This is a genomic window from Phenylobacterium sp. (assembly GCF_030645195.1).
Classification (GTDB): domain Bacteria; phylum Pseudomonadota; class Alphaproteobacteria; order Caulobacterales; family Caulobacteraceae; genus Phenylobacterium.
Genome location: NZ_JAUSLW010000126.1, coordinates 1 through 19893 on the forward strand (window position 1 = coordinate 1; position 19893 = coordinate 19893).

General features: G+C 70.2%; 19 protein-coding genes. 8 read left to right on the forward strand and 11 right to left on the reverse strand.

Going from position 1 to position 19893, the window contains the following annotated elements; translation table 11 throughout:
• From Q7T09_RS10755 to Q7T09_RS10780, 6 genes are all read left to right on the forward strand, one after another.
• On the forward strand, window positions 1-216 hold a 216-nt coding region (locus Q7T09_RS10755; protein ID WP_304699597.1), incomplete at its 5' end, for a DUF4386 family protein.
• A gap of 137 nt (window positions 217-353) precedes the next feature.
• Window positions 354-1721: a DNA repair protein RadA gene (gene radA, locus Q7T09_RS10760; RefSeq protein ID WP_304699598.1), complete on the forward strand. Its 1368-nt coding sequence runs from the start codon at window positions 354-356 to the stop codon at window positions 1719-1721.
• 5 nt (window positions 1722-1726) lie between these two features.
• Entirely contained in the window at window positions 1727-2347 is a 621-nt protein-coding gene (locus Q7T09_RS10765; protein WP_304699599.1) for a CvpA family protein, read from the forward strand.
• A complete protein-coding gene (gene purF, locus Q7T09_RS10770; RefSeq protein WP_304699600.1) occupies window positions 2344-3834 on the forward strand; it encodes an amidophosphoribosyltransferase in 1491 nt (496 codons plus the stop codon). Before Q7T09_RS10765 ends, purF begins: the two co-directional genes overlap by 4 nt.
• A 156-nt stretch (window positions 3835-3990) precedes the next feature.
• Complete coding sequence (locus Q7T09_RS10775; protein ID WP_304699601.1) at window positions 3991-4974, forward strand: bile acid:sodium symporter family protein; 984 nt, start codon at window positions 3991-3993, stop codon at window positions 4972-4974.
• 10 nt (window positions 4975-4984) lie between these two features.
• The gene (locus tag Q7T09_RS10780; RefSeq protein ID WP_304699602.1) at window positions 4985-5740 is read left to right on the forward strand and encodes an SDR family NAD(P)-dependent oxidoreductase; all 756 of its coding nucleotides are present in this window, start codon (window positions 4985-4987) and stop codon (window positions 5738-5740) included.
• Here Q7T09_RS10780 and der read toward each other — a convergent pair.
• From der to Q7T09_RS10800, 4 genes are all read right to left on the reverse strand, one after another.
• Window positions 5685-7286, reverse strand: coding sequence for a ribosome biogenesis GTPase Der (gene der / locus Q7T09_RS10785; protein WP_304699603.1), 1602 nt, complete (start codon window positions 7284-7286; stop codon window positions 5685-5687). The genes Q7T09_RS10780 and der overlap by 56 nt on opposite strands.
• Before the next feature lie 23 nt (window positions 7287-7309).
• The gene (locus Q7T09_RS10790; protein WP_304699604.1) at window positions 7310-8701 is read right to left on the reverse strand and encodes a PQQ-like beta-propeller repeat protein; all 1392 of its coding nucleotides are present in this window, start codon (window positions 8699-8701) and stop codon (window positions 7310-7312) included.
• Window positions 8698-9462 (reverse strand): tetratricopeptide repeat protein, encoded by a 765-nt coding sequence (locus Q7T09_RS10795; protein ID WP_304699605.1) that lies wholly within the window; start codon window positions 9460-9462, stop codon window positions 8698-8700. The genes Q7T09_RS10790 and Q7T09_RS10795 overlap by 4 nt, the downstream gene beginning before the upstream one ends.
• A 95-nt stretch (window positions 9463-9557) precedes the next feature.
• A complete protein-coding gene (locus Q7T09_RS10800) occupies window positions 9558-10415 on the reverse strand; it encodes an SDR family NAD(P)-dependent oxidoreductase (RefSeq protein WP_304699606.1) in 858 nt (285 codons plus the stop codon).
• Between the two features lie 119 nt (window positions 10416-10534).
• On the opposite strand from Q7T09_RS10800, the gene Q7T09_RS10805 reads away from it, so the two are divergent.
• Complete coding sequence (locus tag Q7T09_RS10805; protein ID WP_304699607.1) at window positions 10535-11518, forward strand: aldo/keto reductase; 984 nt, start codon at window positions 10535-10537, stop codon at window positions 11516-11518.
• Between the two features lie 65 nt (window positions 11519-11583).
• Here the strand turns inward: Q7T09_RS10805 and Q7T09_RS10810 are convergent, their stop codons facing one another.
• Window positions 11584-12567, reverse strand: a complete 984-nt coding sequence (locus Q7T09_RS10810) for an RluA family pseudouridine synthase (protein WP_304699608.1) — start codon at window positions 12565-12567, stop codon at window positions 11584-11586.
• Window positions 12564-12947, reverse strand: a complete 384-nt coding sequence (crcB, locus tag Q7T09_RS10815) for a fluoride efflux transporter CrcB (protein ID WP_304699609.1) — start codon at window positions 12945-12947, stop codon at window positions 12564-12566. Before crcB ends, Q7T09_RS10810 begins: the two co-directional genes overlap by 4 nt.
• Window positions 12948-13034: 87 nt before the next feature.
• Between crcB and Q7T09_RS10820 the strand changes: the two genes are divergently transcribed.
• Complete coding sequence (locus tag Q7T09_RS10820; RefSeq protein ID WP_304699610.1) at window positions 13035-14303, forward strand: hypothetical protein; 1269 nt, start codon at window positions 13035-13037, stop codon at window positions 14301-14303.
• Here Q7T09_RS10820 and Q7T09_RS10825 read toward each other — a convergent pair.
• From Q7T09_RS10825 to Q7T09_RS10845, 5 genes are all read right to left on the reverse strand, one after another.
• A complete protein-coding gene (locus tag Q7T09_RS10825) occupies window positions 14300-15058 on the reverse strand; it encodes an RluA family pseudouridine synthase (protein ID WP_304699611.1) in 759 nt (252 codons plus the stop codon). The two genes, Q7T09_RS10820 and Q7T09_RS10825, sit on opposite strands and share 4 nt — an antisense overlap.
• Window positions 15055-16362, reverse strand: coding sequence for a replication-associated recombination protein A (locus Q7T09_RS10830; protein WP_304699612.1), 1308 nt, complete (start codon window positions 16360-16362; stop codon window positions 15055-15057). Before Q7T09_RS10830 ends, Q7T09_RS10825 begins: the two co-directional genes overlap by 4 nt.
• Before the next feature lie 140 nt (window positions 16363-16502).
• Window positions 16503-17918, reverse strand: coding sequence for a Do family serine endopeptidase (locus Q7T09_RS10835; RefSeq protein WP_304699613.1), 1416 nt, complete (start codon window positions 17916-17918; stop codon window positions 16503-16505).
• A gap of 66 nt (window positions 17919-17984) precedes the next feature.
• On the reverse strand, window positions 17985-19208 hold the full coding sequence (locus Q7T09_RS10840; protein WP_304699614.1) for an MFS transporter: 1224 nt from the start codon (window positions 19206-19208) through the stop codon (window positions 17985-17987).
• A 172-nt stretch (window positions 19209-19380) separates the two neighbouring features.
• On the reverse strand, window positions 19381-19893 hold a 513-nt coding region (locus Q7T09_RS10845), incomplete at its 5' end, for an MFS transporter (RefSeq protein WP_370689232.1).

Here is a 19893-nt window from a genome sequence, read left to right on the forward strand (position 1 = left end):
TACCTGCCCCGGCTCGTGGGCCTGCTGATGCAGGCCGCCGGCCTCAGCTACCTGGTCGCGTCCTTCGCCCAGCTGTTCGCCCCGGGCTTCGCGGCCCAGATCACCCCGGCCATCCTGCTGCCGGCCCTGGTCGGCGAATCCACCCTCTGCCTGTGGCTGCTGCTGAGGGGCGTGAACCTCCGGGTCTGGACCGCGCGGCTCGCCCAGGCCGCCTAGGGCCGGGACGTCGCGCACGGTCACGACCGCCTTCCCGGAGCGGGGTTTGTTCCCTATATGTACCCGAACGCCGCCGATCCCCCGCCCCTGCGCGAGGTTTCGGGCTAACCTGCCCCGACCCCGAATCAGGAGACCCCATGGCCCGCGACGGCGCCGTCTATGTCTGCCAGACCTGCGGCGCGACCCAGTCCAAGTGGGCGGGCCAGTGCCCGGCCTGCCTGGCGTGGAATTCGCTGGTGGAGGAGGTCCAGAGCCGGCCGCCCGGGGCTCTCGCCCCCAGCCGGGCCAGCGCGCGCGGCAAGGGCCTGCCCTTCCAGGGACTGCAGGAACACACACCCGCCCCGCCCCGCATCCTGACCGGGGTGGCGGAGTTCGACCGCGTCTGCGGCGGCGGCGTGGTGCCCGGCTCGGCCATCCTGGTGGGGGGCGACCCCGGGGTGGGCAAATCCACCCTGCTGCTGCAGGTGGCCGCCTTCGCCGCCCGACGCGGGGCCAACTGCGCCTACATCTCCGGCGAGGAGGCCGTGGAGCAGGTCCGCAGCCGCGCCCAGCGCATGGGCCTGGCCGACGCCCCGGTCCGCCTGGCCGCCGAGACCTCCCTGCGCGACATCGTCGAGGGCCTGAAGCGCGAGAAGTTCGATCTGGTGGTGATCGACTCCATCCAGACCCTGTGGAGCGACGCCCACGAGGCAGGCCCCGGCTCCGTCACCCAGGTCCGCGCCGCCACCGGCGAGCTGGTGCGCCTGGCCAAGAAGCAGGGCGTGGCCATCATCCTCGTGGGCCACGTCACCAAGGAGGGGACCATCGCCGGGCCCCGGGTGATCGAGCACATGGTGGACGCCGTCCTCGCCTTCGAGGGCGAGCGTGGCTACCCGTTCCGCATCCTGCGCGGGGTCAAGAACCGCTTCGGGGCCACCGACGAGATCGGGGTCTTCGAGATGGGCGACGCCGGCCTGGCGGAGGTGAAGAACCCCTCGGCCTTGTTCCTCGACACCTCCGGCGAGCGGGCGGCCGGCGCCGCGGTCTTCGCCGGCATCGAGGGCTCGCGACCCGTCCTGGTGGAGTTCCAGGCCCTGGTGGCCCCCTCGGCCTATGGCACGCCCCGACGCGCGGTGGTGGGCTGGGACACCGGCCGGCTGGCCATGGTGCTGGCGGTGCTGGAGGCGCGCTGCGGCCTGGGCCTCGGCAACCGCGACGTCTATCTCAACGTGGCCGGCGGCCTGCGCATCAGCGAGCCGGCGGCCGATCTGGCGGCGGCGGCGGCGCTCGCCTCCTCGGCCCTGGACGTCGCCCTGCCCCAGGACTGCGTGGTGTTCGGGGAGGTCAGCCTGTCGGGGGACGTTCGCCCCGTCAGCCGGATGGATTCACGTCTGAAAGAAGCCGCGAAGCTCGGATTTAAAAGGGCTTTCGGACCCGCCGACGTCGATGGCGGCCCCCTGAAGATGACCGGTGTGGCCCGCCTGGGCGACGCCATCCGCCGCATCGGCGACGGCGATTGGGATTAGACAGCTTGCCCTGGTTCGACATCGTCGTGCTGTCCATCCTGCTGACCTCGGCGGGGATCGGATTCTATCAGGGCGCGGCCCGCGAGATGGTGGCGGTGCTGTCCTTCCTGATCGCCGCCATCGTCGCGGTGGCGGGCCTGCGGTTCACCGGCCCCATGGGGCGGGCCATGGTCGATCCGGACTGGGCCGGCATGGCCGGCGCCATCGTGGCCACCTTCGTCCTGGTCTATGGCGCCCTGCGACTTACAGGCGCAGGCCTTGCGCGGCGCATCCAGGAAACTGAGATCCTGGGCCTGCTGGACCGGACCGTCGGCCTCGGCTTTGGGCTGATCCGCGCCTTCGTGGTGCTGGGAGCCTTCAACCTGGCCTTCAACGCCGCCACCCCGCCGGAGCTTCGGCCCAAATGGATGACCGGCGCGGTCTTCTATCCGATGACCACGGCGGCCGGTCAGCTGCTGAAGGCCTTCGCGCCGCGCGGCCTGGACATGGCCAACAAGCTCAAGCCGGCGGTTTCCGAGGCGGTTCGTGACGGTTCGGCGAAGGCCCCGCGTGACTCTGGCGACGGTCGCGGCTATGACGCCCGCGATCGCGGCAGTATCGACGATCTAGTGGAGAAATCCCGATGAGCCAGACTTCGGATCGATGGCGACAGGCTCCCCGCGATCCGGATGACGACACGCCCCGCCTGGAGTGCGGCGTGTTTGGCGTCTTCGACACCGAGGGCGCCTCGGCCATCACGGCGCTGGGGCTGCACGCCCTGCAGCACCGCGGTCAGGAAGCCTGCGGCATCGCCAGCTTCGACGGCCAGGGCTTCCATACCGAGCGCCACATGGGCCATGTCGGCGACGCCTTCGCCGGCGGCGACCTCATGGATCGCCTGCCCGGCGTCTCCGCCATCGGCCACACCCGCTACTCCACCTCCGGCGGCAGCTTCATCCGCAACGTCCAGCCGATGTTCGCCGATCTCGAGGCCGGCGGCCTGGCCATCGCCCACAACGGCAACCTCACCAACTTCCTGACCCTGCGCCAGCAGCTGGTGGCCGAGGGCGCGATCTTCCAGTCCACCTCGGACTCCGAGGTCATCCTTCACCTCATCGCCCGCTCGCGGCGCGCGCGCCTGGTGGACAAGTTCATCGACGCCCTGTCGCGGATCGAGGGCGGCTACGCCCTGGTGGCGCTCTCCAACAAGAAGCTGATCGGCGTGCGCGACCCCCTCGGCATCCGCCCCCTGGTCCTCGGCGACCTGGACGGCAAGCCGGTCCTGGCGTCCGAGACCTGCGCCCTAGACATGATCGGCGCCAGCTTCGTCCGCGACATCGAGCACGGCGAGATGGTGGTCATCGACGAGGACGGCATCGAATCCCTGCGCCCGTTCCCGGCGGCCAAGGCCCGCCCCTGCATCTTCGAATACGTCTATTTCGCCCGCCCCGACTCCGTCGTGAACGGCCGCTCGGTCTACGAAGTGCGCAAGCGCATGGGCCGCAAGCTGGCCATGGAGAGCCACGTGCCGGTGGACGTCATCGTCCCCGTCCCCGACTCCGGCGTCCCCGCCGCCCTCGGCTACGCCCAGGAAACCGGCGTGCCCTTCGAGATGGGGATCATCCGCAACCACTATGTGGGCCGCACCTTCATCCAGCCGACCCAGGGCGCCCGCGAGAACGGCGTGCGCATGAAGCTCTCGCCCAACCGCTCGGTCCTGGCCGGCAAGCGGGTAATGCTGATCGACGACTCCATCGTCCGCGGCACCAACTCCGTCCGCGTCGCCCGCATGGTCCGCGAGGCCGGCGCCGCCGAGGTCCACCTGCGCTCGGCCTCGCCGCCGATCATGTGGCCCGACTACTACGGCATCGACATGCCCGACCGCGACAAGCTGCTGGCCGCCAACCATACGGTCGACGAGATCGCCAAGATCCTGGAGGTCGACTCCATGGGCTATCTGTCCATCGACGGCCTCTACTGGGCCATGGAATCGGCCCCGCGCGATCCCAACGAGCCGCAGTTCACCGACCACTACTTCACCGGCGACTACCCGACCCGCCTGCTGGACCGCGAGATCGCCGAGGGCCGCAACGAGACGGCCGAACGCCAGCTGTCGTTCCTGGTCGACGCGTGAGTCCAAGACTCAGATCCTCCCCCAGCGCGCAGCGCGGATTGGGGGAGGTGGCGCGCGTCGGCAGACGCGTGACGGAGGGGGCTGACGCCCACAAACGAGAGTCAAAGTCCCCCTCAGGCGCTACGCGCCAGCTCCCCCAATGGGGGAGCATCTAGGGTGGCGGGACTTCTCAGCCGCCTGAAGCCCGACTGGTACATCATCCTGATCGTCAGCATGGTGGTGCTGGCCTCGATCCTGCCCGCCCGCGGCGCGGCGGCCCCAGCCTTCGGCCTGGCCACCAAGATCGCCATCGCGCTCGTCTTCTTCCTGCACGGCGCCAAGCTGTCGCGGGAGGCGGTGATCAAGGGCGTCACCCACTGGCGACTGCACCTGCTGATCCTGGCCGCCACCTTCGTGCTCTTCCCCGTGCTCTGCCTGGGCCTGGCCGCCCTGCCCGGCGCCCTCACGCCCGCGGCCCTGGCGCCAGGCCTGATCTTCCTCGGCTGCCTGCCGTCGACCATCCAGTCCTCCATCGGCTTCACCGCCGTGGCCCGGGGCAATGTTGCGGCCACCGTCGCCTCGGCCACGGCGTCGAACCTGCTGGGGATCGCGCTCACGCCCCTGCTGGCGGCGATGCTGATGCACACCCAGGGCGGATTTTCCCTGCACTCGGCGCAGTCGATTGTCCTGCAACTGCTGTTGCCCTTCATCGCCGGCCAGGTGCTGCGCCCCTGGGTCGGCCCCTGGATCAGCGCGCGGGCCAAGGCGGTGGGCTATGTCGACCGCGGCTCCATCCTGCTGGTGGTCTATTCGGCCTTTTCCGAGGCCGTGGTGCAGGGCATCTGGACCAAGGTCGGCGCGCTGGACCTGGTGCGCCTGCTGATCCTCTGCGTCGTCCTGCTGGCCGCCGTCCTGCTGGCCACCCTGTTCGCGGCGCGCGCCTTGCGGTTCAACAAGGAGGACGAGATCACCATCGTCTTCTGCGGCTCCAAGAAGAGCTTGGCCAGCGGCGTGCCCATGGCCGGGGTGCTGTTCCCCGGCGCGACGCTCGGCCTGATCCTGCTGCCGATCATGATCTTCCACCAGATCCAGCTGATGGCCTGCGCGGTGATCGCCGGCGCCTATGCAAAGCGGGCGGACAGCGACGCCCAGACCAGCTAGAAGCCCCGCCATGACTGACCAGAATCTCCCCCTCGCCGGCAAGATCGCCCTCGTCACCGGCGCCTCCCGCGGCATCGGCCGCGCCAGCGCGCTCGCGCTCGCCAAGGCCGGCGCCCACGTCATCGCCGTGGCCCGCACCACCGGCGGCCTGGAGGAGCTCGACGACGAGATCCGCGCCGCCACCGGCCAGCCCGCCACCCTGGTCCCCATGGACATCTCCCAGGTCGAGGGCCTGGATCAGCTGGGCCTGGCCATCCACGAGCGCCACGGGCGCCTGGATATCCTGGTCCACGCCGCCGCCATCCTGGGCGCCATCACCCCGGTCAGCCATATCGATCCGGCCCTGTGGGACAAGGTGATGGCCACCAACCTGACGGCCACCTACCGGCTGATCCGCACCACCGAGCGCCTGCTGCGGGCCTCCGACGCCGGTCGCGCCATTTTCCTGACCACCGGTCGCGTACAGCGGCCCAAGGCCTTCTGGGGCGTCTACGGCGTCTCCAAGGCGGCCATGGAGCACCTGGTGCAGACCTGGGCCGACGAGCTGGAGAACACCACCATCCGCGCCGCCCTGGTGGATCCCGGCGTCATGCGCACCAAGATGCGCGCCGAGGCCATGCCGGGCGAGGATCCCATGACCCTGCCCGAGCCCTCGGAAATCGGGCCGATGATCGTGGAACTGGCCCAGGCGGACCTGGGCCTGCCGAAATCTAGCGTTTTGTTTTCGGACTGGAAGCGGACGTCCGGCTCGCCCGCTTCGGCTTGACCCCCGGGCGGGCCAGCTTCTGGGTCCGCCCCTTGGGATTGCCTACCTGCTTGGGCTTGGCGACATAGGTCCGCTTCGGCTTGGCCGCAGCCCCCGCCTTGGCCTTGGCCGAGGCCGCCGCCTTGGTCTTGGCGCGCAAGCCCGTCGAGGGGCCTGAGGCCGCCTTGCTGGCCGCCTTGGCCGCGAAGCCCGCGGCCGGACCGCTCTTGGCCTCGCCCTCGGCGAAGGGGTTCTTGTTGGACTTCACCGTCAGCCGCATGGGCACGCCCGGCAGGTCGAAGCTCTCCCGCAGCGAGTTGATCAGGTAGCGGCGATAGTGGTCCGGCAGCTGGTCGGCCCGGCTGGCGAACAGCACGAAGGTCGGCGGCCGGGCCTTGGTCTGGGCCATGTATTTCGGCTTGATCCGGCGACCGCCCACTGAGGGGGGCGGGTGGCGCTGGGTGGCCATGGAGAGCCAGTCGTTCAGGTCCCGGGTCTTGACCTTGGTGGACCAGTCGCCGTGCACCTTGAAGACCGCGGGCATCAGCTTGTCGAGGCCGCGACCGGTCTCGGCCGACAGCGCCACCACCGGCGTCCCGCGCAGCTGCGGCAGCAGGCGGGCAGCCTCCTCGTTGAACATGGCCAGGGTCGCGCGCTGATCCTCCACCAGGTCCCACTTGGCCAGGCAGAAGACCAGGCCCCGGCCCTCACGCTCGACAAGGTCGGCGATCTGCAGGTCCTGGACCTCGAAGGGGTGGGTGGCGTCCATCACCAGGATCACCACCTCGGCATAGGTGATGGCGCGGATAGAGTCCTGGCCCGACAGCTTCTCCAGCTTCTCCTCGACCCGAGCCTTGCGGCGCAGGCCAGCGGTGTCCACCAGGCGAATGGCCCGGTCGTCCCAGGTCCAGTCCACGGGGATGGCGTCGCGGGTGATGCCGGCCTCGGGGCCGGTCAGCAGGCGATCCTCGCCGATCAGCTTGTTCACCAGGGTCGACTTGCCGGCGTTGGGACGCCCGACGATGGCGATCTGCACCGGCTTCTCGACGGCCTCGCCATCCTCGAACTCGTGCTCGACCGAATAGGGCGCGATCGCCTGGTAGAGGTCGGCCATGCCTTCGCCGTGCTCGGCGGAGATGGGGATCGGTTCCCCGAGCCCAAGGCTGAAGGCGTCGTTGATGCCGGCGTCGCCGCGTTTGCCCTCGGCCTTGTTGGCCAGCAGGATCACCGGCTTGTCGCGGCGGCGCAGGATCTCGCCGAACACCCGGTCCATCGGGGTGATGCCGTCGCGGGAGTCCACGACGAACAGGGCCACGTCGGCCTCGTCGATGGCCAGCTCCGTCTGGGCGCGCATCCGCGCCTCCAGGCTCTCGTCGGTGACGTCCTCGAATCCGGCGGTGTCGATCAGCTCCAGATCGATGTCGCCGATCGTGCCGACGCCGAAGCGCCGGTCGCGGGTGACGCCCGGCCGGTCATCGACGATGGCGAGCTTCTTGCCCGCCAGCCGATTGAACAGGGTCGATTTGCCGACGTTCGGACGCCCTACGATCGCAAGCCTGAGCGGCATGGGGTCCTGGTCTTCTCTTGCTTCTAGCGCAGCGCGATGAGTTGAGCCTCATCGGTCGCGATATAGATGGCGCCGTTGACGGCGATCGGGCCCAGCAGCACGCTGGAACCGAGGTTCATGGTCTTTTCCACCGCGCCGGTCTTGGCGTTGAGCGCCACCAGTTCGCCCTGGTTGGACACGGTGATGATCTTGCCGGAAGCCAGCAGCGGGCTCGACCAGACCGGCTTGGAGACGTACTTCTTGCGTCCCAGGCTCAGCCCCATCATGCCGCCCTTGGCCTTGCCGCGGCCCACGCTCAGATCGCGGATCCAGTAGATCTGGCCGCTCTCGCGGGCCACGCAGATCACCTGGCCGGTCTTGTCCACCACATAGACCACGTCCCCGGCGGGCCAGGGGGTGGTGATGCCGGTGATCGGCAGGGTCCAGCGCGCCTGGCCGGTGCGAAGGTCGGTGGCGGCGAAGACCCCCGAATGGCTGACCGCGAAGACGTCGCCCTGATAGATGACCGGCCGGCCGGGAATGTCGCGAATCTCTGAGAGCGCGTTGTTGCGGCTGGCCCGCGACAGGGCCTCGTTCCAGAGGTCGTTGCCGTTGGCGGCGCGCAGGGCCACCAGCTCACCCGAGCCGAAGGACGCCACCAGCGTGTCGCCGGACACCGCGGGGCTCGAGGCCCCCAGGATGCGCGAGGACTCCGACAGGGCCTGATAGGTCCAGCTGGGGGTCCCGTTGGCGGTGTCGTAGGTCAGCAGGGTGTTGTCCACCGCCACCACGAACAGGCGACCGCCGGAGACGGTGGGGGCGGCGTGGATCGGCTGTTCGGTCTTCACCTTCCAGCCGACGGCGCCGGTGTCGGCGTTCAGCTGGGCGACGAACCGATAGCCCGAGGCGACATAGAGCTTGCCGTCGGCGATGGCGACGCCGCCGCCGAAGGCTTCCTTGTCACGCTTGCCTTCGGGACGCAGATCGACCTTCCAGACCTCGGCGCCCGACTGGGCGTCGTGGGCGGAGACCGTGGCCTCGCCGTCCATCACGAAGATCTTGCCGTTGGCGGCCACCGGGGGGGCGGTGACATGGGCCCCGCGGTCGGAGCCCTTGCCGAAACCGCGCTTCCAGGCGATCGACAGGTCGCCGCCGGCGGCGACATGCTCGACCGAGTTCTCCAGCGTGCCGCCCGGCAGGGACCACTGGGTCACCGCGACAGGGTCGGGCAGGAAGAAGTCCGCGCCCTTCAGGGCCTCGGCGGCCTCCACCTTCTGGTCGAAGGCGATGATGGCGATGCGTTCGCCCTCGCTGGCGACCTCGCCAGGGGCTTCCTTCTTGGGGAAGGGATTCAGGCGGCTGACCGTCGAGCACCCGCTCGCGGTCAACGCGGCCGTCAGGAGCAGGGCGAGGCCGGTGCGGCTGCGAAACGTCATTGGGCGTCCGGGGTTGGCTGTTGCGTCGGGGCGGAAGGGCCGGCGGCCCCCGGTTGAAGAAGGCTCTGGGGCGGCAGGGCCGCGGCGGCCCGCGCCGCGGCGGCCACGCTCTTGGCCGAGCCGGAATCGATCAGATCCATGGCGGCCTTGGCGCGGTTCCGCGCGCCTTCGGAGGCGTCGGCCAACAGGGAGATCACCACGAAGTCGCCGCGCGCGCCGGCCAGGTCGCCGGCCATGATCTTGGCGAACGCCAGGGCTTCGCGCGCCTCGGTGCGATAGGGCCGACCTTCTTTGAGCATCGGCGTCAGACGCGCCTCCAAGTCCTTGTAAGGAGCCGTGTCCAGCAAGGCGAAGGCGGATTTGAGGCGGGCGGCGTCACCGATGATGTCGTTCGGCGAGACTTCCGCGGCCTGGTCGAAATACTTCACCGCATCGGCGGTCTTGCCGGCGGCCAGCTTCACGCCGCCCTGATGCTGCAGGGCCAGCGACTTGTAGGCCTTGGAGCCGGACTTCGCGACCTCGGTCCACAGCCTGTCGGCCTCGTCGGCCCGGCCGGCGTTGAAGGCGTCCAGGGCTTGACTGTACTGCTCCGAGGCCTTCGACGTGGTCTTGGTCTGGTAGGTCTCGTAGCCCCAGATCGCGAGCGCCACCACCAGGGCGGCGGCCAGGACGGCGCCGACCCAGGGCAGGGCTTTCAGCGCAAGCGCCTTGTAGCGGTCGGAGCGAAGCTGCTCCTCGACCTCTTCAAAGACATCAACCACGTCGGGAAACTCCGCACGAAAGGCGCAAGGGAATAGAGCGGCGGAACCTATAGCGGCAGCTTGGCCGCCGCAACGGTTCGGCGTCTTCGCCCGACTTAGCCTGCCGCGCGCTTCGACGCCATGAAAGTCTCGAAGGCGGCCTTGTAGTCCGGATGCCAGCGGGAAAGGGCCGGGCGATTGAGGATCAGATCGTCCGCGGCCCAGCGGATTCGCTTCTCATCCATCTCGCGGGTCACGTCGTTGTCGGGGCACAGGATGTAGAAGTCCCCCTTCCCCATCGCCGCGATCATGAAGTCGGCCACCTGCTCGGCGCTCCAGGCGCCGGGCGGCTTCTCGGTGGCCCGCGCCGTCATGCCGGTGAAGGTGAAGCCGGGAATCAGCAGGTGGGCGGTGACCTGGCCGCCGTCCACGTTGCGCAGCTGGTGGGCCAGCCCCTCGGTCAGGGCCTTCACCGCCGCCTTGCTGGTGTTGTAGGCCACGTCGCCGGGCGGATTGGTGATCCCCTGCTTGGAACCGGTGTTGACGATGGCGCAGGGGGTCTGCTGATCGATCATCAGCTGGGTGAAGGCCTGCAGGCCGTTGATCACGCCCCACAGATTGATCTCCAGCAGCCGCCGCCAGCGGTCCGGGTGCTCCCAGGCCCCGGCCCCGCCGCCGACCCCGGCATTGTTCATCAGCACCGCCACCTCGCCGAAGCGCTCGTAGGCGGCGTCCCGCAGGCGGTTGACCGCCTCGGCGTCGGAGACGTCGGTGGGGACGCCGAACACCTGGTCGGGCGCGGTCGCCACCGCGGCGACCGCCTTCACGGCGACCTTCAGGGCCTCGGCGTTCTGGTCGGCCAGGCAGACCTTCATCCCCAGGGCCGCGAACCGCTTGGCGGCGGCCAGGCCGATGCCGCTGGCGGCGCCGGCCACCACCGCGGCGCGGCCGGACGTCAAGGCGGGATGGGTCATGGTCGTCTCCCAAGGATAAGGGGCTGTAGCGGCGTCGAGGCCGGAGAGATACGGCCAACCCGCGCTGCGATATAGTGATCACGATATTGAATCGGTCACGTCATCCAGGGAGTACGCGCATGAAGACCCGTCAACTGGGGGCCAAGGGCCCGACCGTCTCGGCCATGGGCCTGGGCTGCATGACCATGACCGCCGTCTATGGCGCGCCCTCCGACAAGGCCGAGAGCCTGGCCACCCTGGACCGCGCCCTGGAGCTGGGGATCAACTTCTGGGACACCGCGGACATCTACGGCCCCTATGAGAACGAGGAGCTGCTGGGCGACGCCCTCGCCGGCCGCCGGGACAAGGTGTTCCTGGCCACCAAGTTCGGCATCGTCCGCAAGGGCGACGCCACCGGGGTGGACGGCAGCCCGGCCTATGTGCGCTCGGCCTGCGAGGCCAGCCTCAAGCGCCTGAAGACCGACGTCATCGACCTCTACTACCTGCACCGCGTCGACCGCGACACACCCATCGAGGAGACCGTCGGCGCCATGGCCGAGCTCGTGAAGTCCGGCAAGGTCCGCCACATCGGCCTGTCGGAAACCTCGGCCGAGACCCTGGAGCGGGCCTGCAAGGTCCATCAGATCACCGCCCTGCAGAGCGAATACTCCCTCTGGACCCGCGATCCGGAGAGCGGCCCCCTGGCGGCCTGCGAGCGGCTCGGCGTCGGCTTCGTGCCCTACAGTCCCCTGGGCCGCGGCTTCCTCACCGGCGAGATCAAGACCCCCGACGACTTCGGCGCCGCCGACTGGCGCCGCTCCAACCCCCGCTTCCAGGGCGAGAACTTCAATCGGAACCTGGCGATCGTGGACAAGGTGAAGGCGCTCGCCCAGGCCAAGGGGGTCACCGCCTCGCAGCTGGCGCTCGCCTGGGTGATGTCCAAGGGCGAGCACGTCGTCCCGATCCCCGGCACGCGGCGCATCAAGTATCTGGAGGACAACGCCGGGGCCGTGGACGTGGTGCTCACCGCCACCGACCTCGCCGAGATCGACGCGGCCTTCCCGGCCGACATCTCGGTCGGCGACCGCTACGCCGCCGGGATGATGGGGTCCTTGAACGGCTAGAACGTGACAGCCTGAAGTGGGAACCGGTTCAGGTGCCCGTTACGTTCCCACTTCAAGACTCGGCGTTACTTCCGGCCCCGGCGGAACGGCTCGGGGTCGGCCTCGTGCTCGTCGAAGCCGAAGCGGGCGAAGCCCTCCTTCATCTCCGGACTCAGGGGTGCCTCCAGCACCAGGGTTCCGCTCGACGGGTGCGGCAGGCTCAGGCGGCGAGCGTGGAGCTGCAGCTTCAGCGGCCCGGAGAGCTCCTTGGAGGCTGGCGTGTTGTACTTGGGGTCCCCCAGGATCGGGTGGCCCATGGCCAGCATGTGGGCCCGCAACTGATGGGTCCGGCCGGTGTGGGGGCGCAGGGCCATCCAGGCGGCCCGGGGTCCGGCCCGGCTGATGGTGACGAACTCGGTCTCGGCGGGCTCGGCGCCCGGCTCCTTGGGCTGGGCGGGCACCACCATCTCGCGGTCGCCGACCCCCTTCTTCACCAGGGGCAGTTCGAGAACCCCCTCCCCGGGCTTGGGGAAGCCGATGACGATGGCCCAGTAGGTCTTGTGCGCCTTTCGCCGCGCGAAGGCGCCGGCCAGCTTGGCCGCCGCGCCCGGCGTCTTGCCCAGCACCAGGACGCCGGAGGTGTCGCGGTCCAGGCGGTGGACCAGCCGCGGCCGCTCCAGCCCCTCGCCCCAGGCGCTCAGCAGCCGGTCGACATGCTTGTGGGTCTTGGTGCCCCCCTGGACCGCCAGGCCCGCGGGCTTGTTCAGCACCAGCACCTCGTCGTCCTCATAGAGCACCAGGCTCTTGGCGAAGGCCGCCTCGCGGGCGTCGATGCCCTTGTCTCGCGTCCCCGGCTCCGGGGCGTCGGGCAGCGGCGGCACGCGGATCTGGGCGCCGGCCGACAGCCGCGAGTCCGGCTTGGCCCGGCCGCCGTCGACGCGGATCTGGCCCGAGCGGGTCAGCTTCTGGATCTGGATATGGTTCAGGTGCGGCCAGCGGCGCTTGAACCAGCGGTCCAGGCGCACCCCGTCCTCGCCGGCGTCCACGAACAGGGTGCGGACCTCCTTCACGCGAACATCCGCCGCGCCAGCAACAGGCCCGCGAACAGGGCCGTGATGGAGAGCAGCACCGAGGCTGTCGCATAGGAGGCGGCCACGCCATAGGACCGCCGCTCGATCATCAGGGCGGTCTCCAGGGAGAAGGCCGAGAAGGTGGTGAAGCCCCCCAGCACCCCCACCCCCAGCAGCAGCCGCAGCTTCTCCTGGTCGGCCCCGCCTCGGTGGGCCAGGAACCCGGCCAGCACCCCCATCAGCAGGCCGCCGAGGATGTTGGCGAGGAAGGTCCCGAAGGGCCAGGCCGGGCCGAACAGCCGCATCGCCTGGATTCCCAGGCCATAGCGCGCCACCGCGCCCGCCGCCCCGCCGGCGGCCACAAGAAGCAGTTTTTCCATGCGCCCTTATGCGACGGCGCGGGCGCCGCGTCGAGAAGGCGCCGGTAACCTTGGGGCGCAACGCCTGGTTAAGGGCTGGACGGCATGATGCCGGTCCAAGTTCCAGAGCCCGGCCTCCGCAACGTGCCCTCCGGCGAGCCCAACAGTGTCGAACGCCTGACCGCCGGCGGCGCCGCCGCGGCGCTTGAGCGGCTGGCCGGCACCGACCTGGTGGAGCGCGGCTGCGTCACCATCATCAGCGTCGAGGCCATCCGCCAGCGCTCCGGCGACCGCTGGTCGCGCAAGCGCGACGCCGTCTGGGCCTATGTCGGCAAGAAGTGCGACGAGCACCTGGCCTATCAGGACATCCGCCACCGCGTCGGCGAGACCGACTTCCTGATCGCCATGACGTCTGGGGAAGGCGTCGCCGCGCAGGCGGTCAGCCTGAAGATCCTCGAGGAGGTCCTGCTGTTCTTCCTCGGCGTCGCCGACCGCGCCGACATGAAGATCCGGGCGGTCAGCGCCATTCATGGCGACGAGCTATCCTGTTCCGAGATCGATCTCGCCCGCATCGCAGCGCCTCGCGCCCCGCCCGAGGAGGTGGTCGCTGTCTCGGCCTATCACGCCGGGGTCGATCCGGCCGAGGAGCGCCGGCGCAATCCGATCTCCTTCGTCACCGCCTCGGGTCAGAACCTGCGGATCGACTTCGCCCTGCAGGAGGTGGTGAGCCTGCGCCACAAGGTGACCGCCGCCCTGCGCGTCGACGCCACCGTGACCCATATCGGCAGCGGCCGGCTGATCCCGGCGCGGACCTTCGGCAAACTGTCGGACGACGACATCGCCTTCATCGACCGGTCGTCCCTGGACTTCGCCGCCCTGTTCGCGGGCGCGGCGGACAGGCCGCAGCCACCGCTGATCCTGCCGGTCTCCTTCCGCACCATGTCGGCCCGCAAGGGCCGCCAGGCCCTGATCTCGGTTCCCGGCCTGACGCCCGAACGCATGAAGTCCGGCATGATGGTGGAGCTGATCGACGTCGACCGCGGCACGCCCGAGGCCCGCCTGCTGGAGGTCACGGGCCTTGTCGGTCAGGTCTGCAAGGGGGTGCTGGCCCGCATCCAGCCGGTGCGCGACGCCATCGGCCCGGTTCGCGGCGCGCGGCTCCAGGGCCTGACGGTGGACGCCGGTGACCTCGGCGGCGGAGATTCCCAGGTCGCGAGCCAGATGATCAACCTCGCCGCCCAGGCGCGCGGCCGAGCCCCGGCCCTGATGATCCACGGCCTGGCCTCGGAAGGTTTCCTTGAGGTCGCCGAGGTCGCGGGCTTCACCCACGCCTCGGTCGTGCGGCCTGCCCAGCAGCAGCAACAGCCGGCGGCCTAGCGTTCCACCAACCCGATGGCCGCCAGGATCGCCGCCATGTCCGGCGGGGTCGGCGCCTCGATGCGCCTGGTCCCGCCCTCCGGATGCGGGAACGACAGGGCGCCGGCGTGCAGCATCAGCCGAGGCACGGGATGGCCGGCGACCGCCAGGGCCCCGCCATAGCGGACGTCCCCGGCGATAGGCCGGCCGATGGAGGCCAGGTGGACGCGAAGCTGGTGCATGCGGCCGGTCTCCGGCGACAGCTCCAGCAGGGCCGCGACGTCGTTGGCGGCCAGGGTGCGATAGCGGGTCTGGGCCGTCTCGGCGTCGGGATGGTCGGGGGCGCAGACCCGCATGAAGGCCTCTCGCCCCGCCTCGTCCCGGCGCAGGGGAACCTCGATGGTTCCGCCGGTGGGATCGGGGGCGCCGGGGGTGACAATGGCCCGGTAGGTCTTGGAAAACTTCCGTCCCATCATGGCCTTGCCGAGGAATCCTGCGGCGGGCTTGGTCTTGGCCGTCAGGATCACCCCGGAGGTGTCGCGGTCCAGCCGGTGGATCAGGCGGGGACGGGCCTTGCCGGGCTTGGCGAAGGCCCAGAGCATCTCGTCCAGGGTGTGGACCTGGCCCCGCCCGCCCTGGCTGGACAGGCCCGCCGGTTTGTTGAGCGCCAGGATGTGCGTATCCTCATAGATCACCAGGCTGCGGACCAGGGCGATCTCCTCGGGGGTCAGGACCACCGGCGCGGGTTCGGCCTTGCGCTTCGGCGCCGGCCTCACTTGCCGTCCCGTTCGGCGCGGATCGCCGCCCAGCGCGCCAGGCGCTCCTTGATGCGCGCCTCCGAGCCCTGGTCCTTGGGATGGTAGAAGCTCGGCCGCGCCATGCCGTCCGGGAAGTAGTTCTGGCCCGAGAAGCCCTCCTCGGCGTCATGGTCGTAGGCGTAGCCCTTGCCGTAGCCGAGGTCCTTCATCAGCTTGGTGGGGGCGTTGCGGATATGGGCCGGCGGCATCAGCGAGCCGGTCTCCTTGGCCGAGCGCATCGCCGCGCCGAAGGCCTTGTAGACCGCATTGGATTTGGGCGCCGCGGCCAGGTGGACCACCAGCTGCGCCAGGGCGAGATCGCCCTCCGGCGAGCCCAGGAAGTCGTAGGTGTCCTTGGCCGCGTTGGCCAGGACCAGCGACATGGGGTCGGCCTCGCCGATGTCCTCCATGGCCGCGCGGATCAGTCGGCGCGCGATGAACAGCGGGTCCTCGCCCCCGGTCAGCATGCGCGCCAGCCAGTAGAGGGACGCGTCCGGATCGGAGCCGCGGATCGACTTATGCAGGGCCGAGATGAGGTTGTAGTGCTCCTCCCGGTCCTTGTCGTAGGCGGGGCTGCGCTTCTGCAGGATCTCCCCCAGCGCCTTGATGGAGAGCGGCTTGGCCGCGCCGATGTTGAGCAGGGTCTCGGCCAGGGTCAGCAGGTAGCGCCCATCCCCGTCGGCCAGGGCCACCAGGGCGTCCCGGGCCTCCGGCTCCAGGGGCAGGGCACGGGCCTCGTGGATCTCGGCCTTCTCCAGCAGCATCTTCAGCGCCTCGTCGTCGAGGCGCTTGAGCACATAGACCTGGGAGCGCGACAGCAGCGCCCCGTTCAGCTCGAAGGACGGATTCTCGGTGGTGGCCCCCACCAGGGTGACGATCCCCTCCTCCACGAAGGGCAGGAAGCCGTCCTGCTGGGCGCGGTTGAAGCGGTGGATCTCGTCGACGAAGAGCAGGGTCGATTGCCCCGCCGAGCGCCGCATCTTGGCCTGTTCGAAGGCCTTCTTCAGGTCGGCGACCCCGGAGAACACCGCCGAGAGCTGCTGGAACTCGTAGCCGGCCTCCTTGGCCAGCAGCCGGGCGATGGTGGTCTTGCCGGTGCCGGGTGGGCCCCAGAGGATCATCGACGACAGCCGCTTGGCCTCGGCCATCCGCCGGATCGGCCCCTCGGGCCCCAGCAGGTGATCCTGCCCCACCACCTCGTCGAGCTTCTGCGGCCGCAGGCGGTCCGCCAGCGGAGAGGGAGCATGCGGCGTCAGACCCGCGGCTTCGAAGAGGTCGGCCATGGGAGGGGTTCTAACCCTCCCTCCCCTTCATGGGGAGGGGAAGATCGCGAAGCGATCGGGGTGGGGAATACTGGCCACACTCCCCCACCCGTCCGACGCTTCGCGCCGTCCACCCTCCCCATGAAGGGGAGGGAGAGATTCTACGTCCTGAAGTTCGCCGAGATCTCCTGACCGCCGCGGACGATGGTCACCTGCCATTGGCCGGCGCCCGTGCCCACCACGGCCATCAGGTCGCGCACCGTGCCGATATCGCGGCCGTTGACGCGGCGGATCAGGTCCCCGGGCCGCAGGCCGGCGTTCATGGCGAAGCCGCGGCCCATCTTGGTCACCAGCACCCCCTTGCCGGAGAAGGGATCGAGGCCCAGTTCGTCGGCCACCGCCGGCGACAGGTTCACCACCGTCGCCCCGTCGAAGGGGTGGCGGCCGCTCAGCGCCTGCTCGTCGCGGGCCGGCGTCGCCGGCGGCGCCTCGGCCTTGAGGTTCAGGGTCAGGTTGGCGCCGCCCCGCAGGACGCCGAGCTTCAGCACCTCCCCCGGGCGGCTGGAGCCCAGGGCGTAGCTGACCCCGGCGGGGTCGGCCACGGGCTTGCCGTCCACCGACAGGATCACGTCCTCGGGCTTGAGGCCGGCGCGGGCGGCGGGGCCGCCGGGCCAGACCTCGGCCACCAGGGCGCCCGACGGGATGGCCATGCCCAGGCTGTGGGCGATCTCGCCGGTCACGGGCTGGGTTCGCGCCCCCAGCCAGGGGCGGACCACCACATGGCCGCCGCCGGCCGCGGTCTCGACGATGCGCTTGACCATCGCGCCCGGGATGGCGAAGCCGACCCCCGACGAGGTGCCCGACCGCGAGAGGATGAAGCTGTTCACCCCGATCAGGTCGCCGTCCATGTCCACCAGGGCGCCGCCGGAATTGCCCGGATTGATCGCCGCGTCGGTCTGGATATAGGCGTTGGCCGCATCCCCATTGGGATCAGCGGTGCGATTCAGGGCCGAGATGATGCCATTGGTCACCGTCTGGCCGACGCCGAAGGGGTCGCCGATGGCCAGGACCAGGTCGCCCACCTGGGCCTCGCCGGTGTCGTCGATGGGCAGGACCGGCAGGCGCTCGGCGCCCACATCGATCTTCAGCACCGCAAGATCGGTGCGCGGATCGGCCAGCAGGACCTTGGCGGGAAACTCGCGGCGGTCGGCCAAGGCCACGGTGATCTCCTGGCCCCCCTGCACCACGTGGTTGTTGGTGATGATCACCCCGTCGCTGCGCACGATGACGCCGGACCCCAGGGAGCCCTCGATGCGCTCGCGCGGCGCCCCCATGCCGAACATCTGCCAGAACGGATCGGCCTGTTGTCGCACCAGCCGCTTGGAGGAGATGTTCACCACCGCCGGCGCCGCGCGCTTCACGACGGGGGCGAAGGACATCTTCATGGTCATGGAGTCGCCGGGCGCGGCCCGGGTGGGCTGGGCCAGCGGCGGAATCTGCGCCTTGGACCTCGCCGAGGGATCGGAACAGGCGGCCACTAGGGCCAGGACGGGGATCAGGACGCGATAGGCTCGCATGGGCTCTCCGAGCGGGGAAACGTCGCCGTAGATTGACGAGGTTTCGGGCGCATTGATGGCGACGCTTTAAGCACTCTTTGGTTCCGGTGGAACAGGGCGGACGCAGGCCAGGACCAGGATCCAGGCGCCGAGACTCAAGGCCCCACCGATCAGGATGGTCAGGCCCGACCACTGCGGGCCCCAGGTCAGGGTCGCGGCGAAGACCTGGGTCACGGCGATGGGGGCGGTGATGCTGGTCAGGCTGACGATGGAGCCCATGGCGCCCTGCAGCCGCCCCTGCTCCTCGTCCCCGACCCTGGCGCTCATCAGGGACTGCAGGGCCGGCGTCGCCATGCTGCCCAGCACGATCGGCAGGTTGGCGATCCAGAACCAGGCGCCCGTGGGGGCCAGGCCCACCGCGACGAAGCCCACGATCTCCAGGGCCAGGCCCAGCAGCACCGTGCGCCGGTCCCCCAGCGCCTTGGCGACCCGCCCCGTCAGCCCGGTCTGCACCGCGATGCTGGCCACCGCGAGCGCGCTGCAGAAGATCCCGAAGTCCAGGGGGCTCCAGCCGTAGCGGTGGGCCGTATAGAGGACCAGCAGGTTGTCCTTGGCCTGGAACGCCAGCCAGATCAGCAGCAGGGCCGCCCCCAGGACCAGCAAGCCCTTGCGCTGGACCAGCAGGTCCACGGCGCCCCACGGGTTGGCCTTGGCCCAACGCAGCGGCGCGCGCTTCGCCTTCGGCAAGGACTCCGGCAGGACGAACAGGCCGTAGATCCCGCCCAGCCCCGCGAAGGCCGCCGCCACCCAGAACGGCGTCCGCAGGTCGTGGGCCGCCAGCAGCCCGCCCAGGGCCGGCCCCATGACGATGGCGCTCCACATGGCCGCGGTCATCCAGCCATAGGCTCGCGTGCGGTCCTCCGGCGGCGTGACGTCGGCCACATAGGCCATGGCGGCGGCCTGGGCCCCGCAGGTCAGGCCGCAGAGGATGCGGGCGGCCATCAGCCAGCCGATACTGGGCGCCAGGGCCCCCATCACCAGCTCGGCCCCCACCCCGAACACCGAGATCAGGATCACCGGCCGGCGGCCGAACCTGTCCGACAGCATCCCCAGCAGGGGCGCGGCCAGGAACTGCGGGATGGCCCAGCCCACCTCCAGGAACCCCACCCAGCGGGCGGCGGTGGCAGGGTCGCCCCCCACCAGCTCCTGCGCCAGCCGGGGCAGGATCGGGAAGGAGATGGATTGGGCGGAATAGTCCAGGAAGATGGTGACGGCGACGAAGGCGAGCGCCGCGCGGCGGGGATGAGGCATGGGGATCTCGAGGGTTCCGGCGCCTGCCGGCATGACGAAGGGCCGGCCGGGGGGCCGGTGGCGAGGACCGCGGCGCCTGGGGCTCGAGAGCCCCCGCGCGCGTCCTAGGCCTTCGTCTTCTCGAATGCGATCATGAGGCGGAGCCTAGCTGCCTCGTCAGGCTTGGCAAGGGTCAGGCGGCCTTGGCCTCGGCCGGCACGTCGCGGGCGTGGACCACCACCAGCAGCCAGGCTGCCAGGCTGAGCGCCGCCCCGGCCAGGATGGTCAGGCCCGACCAACCCGGCCCCCGGCCCGCTGCGATGGCCAGCGCGAAGATCTGGGTGAAGGCGATGGGACCAAACAGGCCCGTCAGGCTGCCGACACTCATCATGGCCCCCTGCAGCCGCCCCTGCTCGTCGGGATGGACCTTGGCGGTCATCATGGCCTGCAGGGCGGGGCCGGCGATGTTGGCGAGCGCCATGGGGATGTTGGCGATCCAGAACCAGAACCCCGTCGGCGACAGGCCCACGGCCAGATAGCCCACCGTCTGGGCGCTCAGGCCCAGGATCAGCACCTTGCGTTCGCCCAGCCAGGTCACGGCCCGCCCGGTGAGCTGGCTGGTGACCACGATGTTCACCGCCCCCAGCGCGCTGCAGAAGATCCCCAGCGCCATCGGGTCCCACTGGTAGCGATAGGCCGTGTAGAG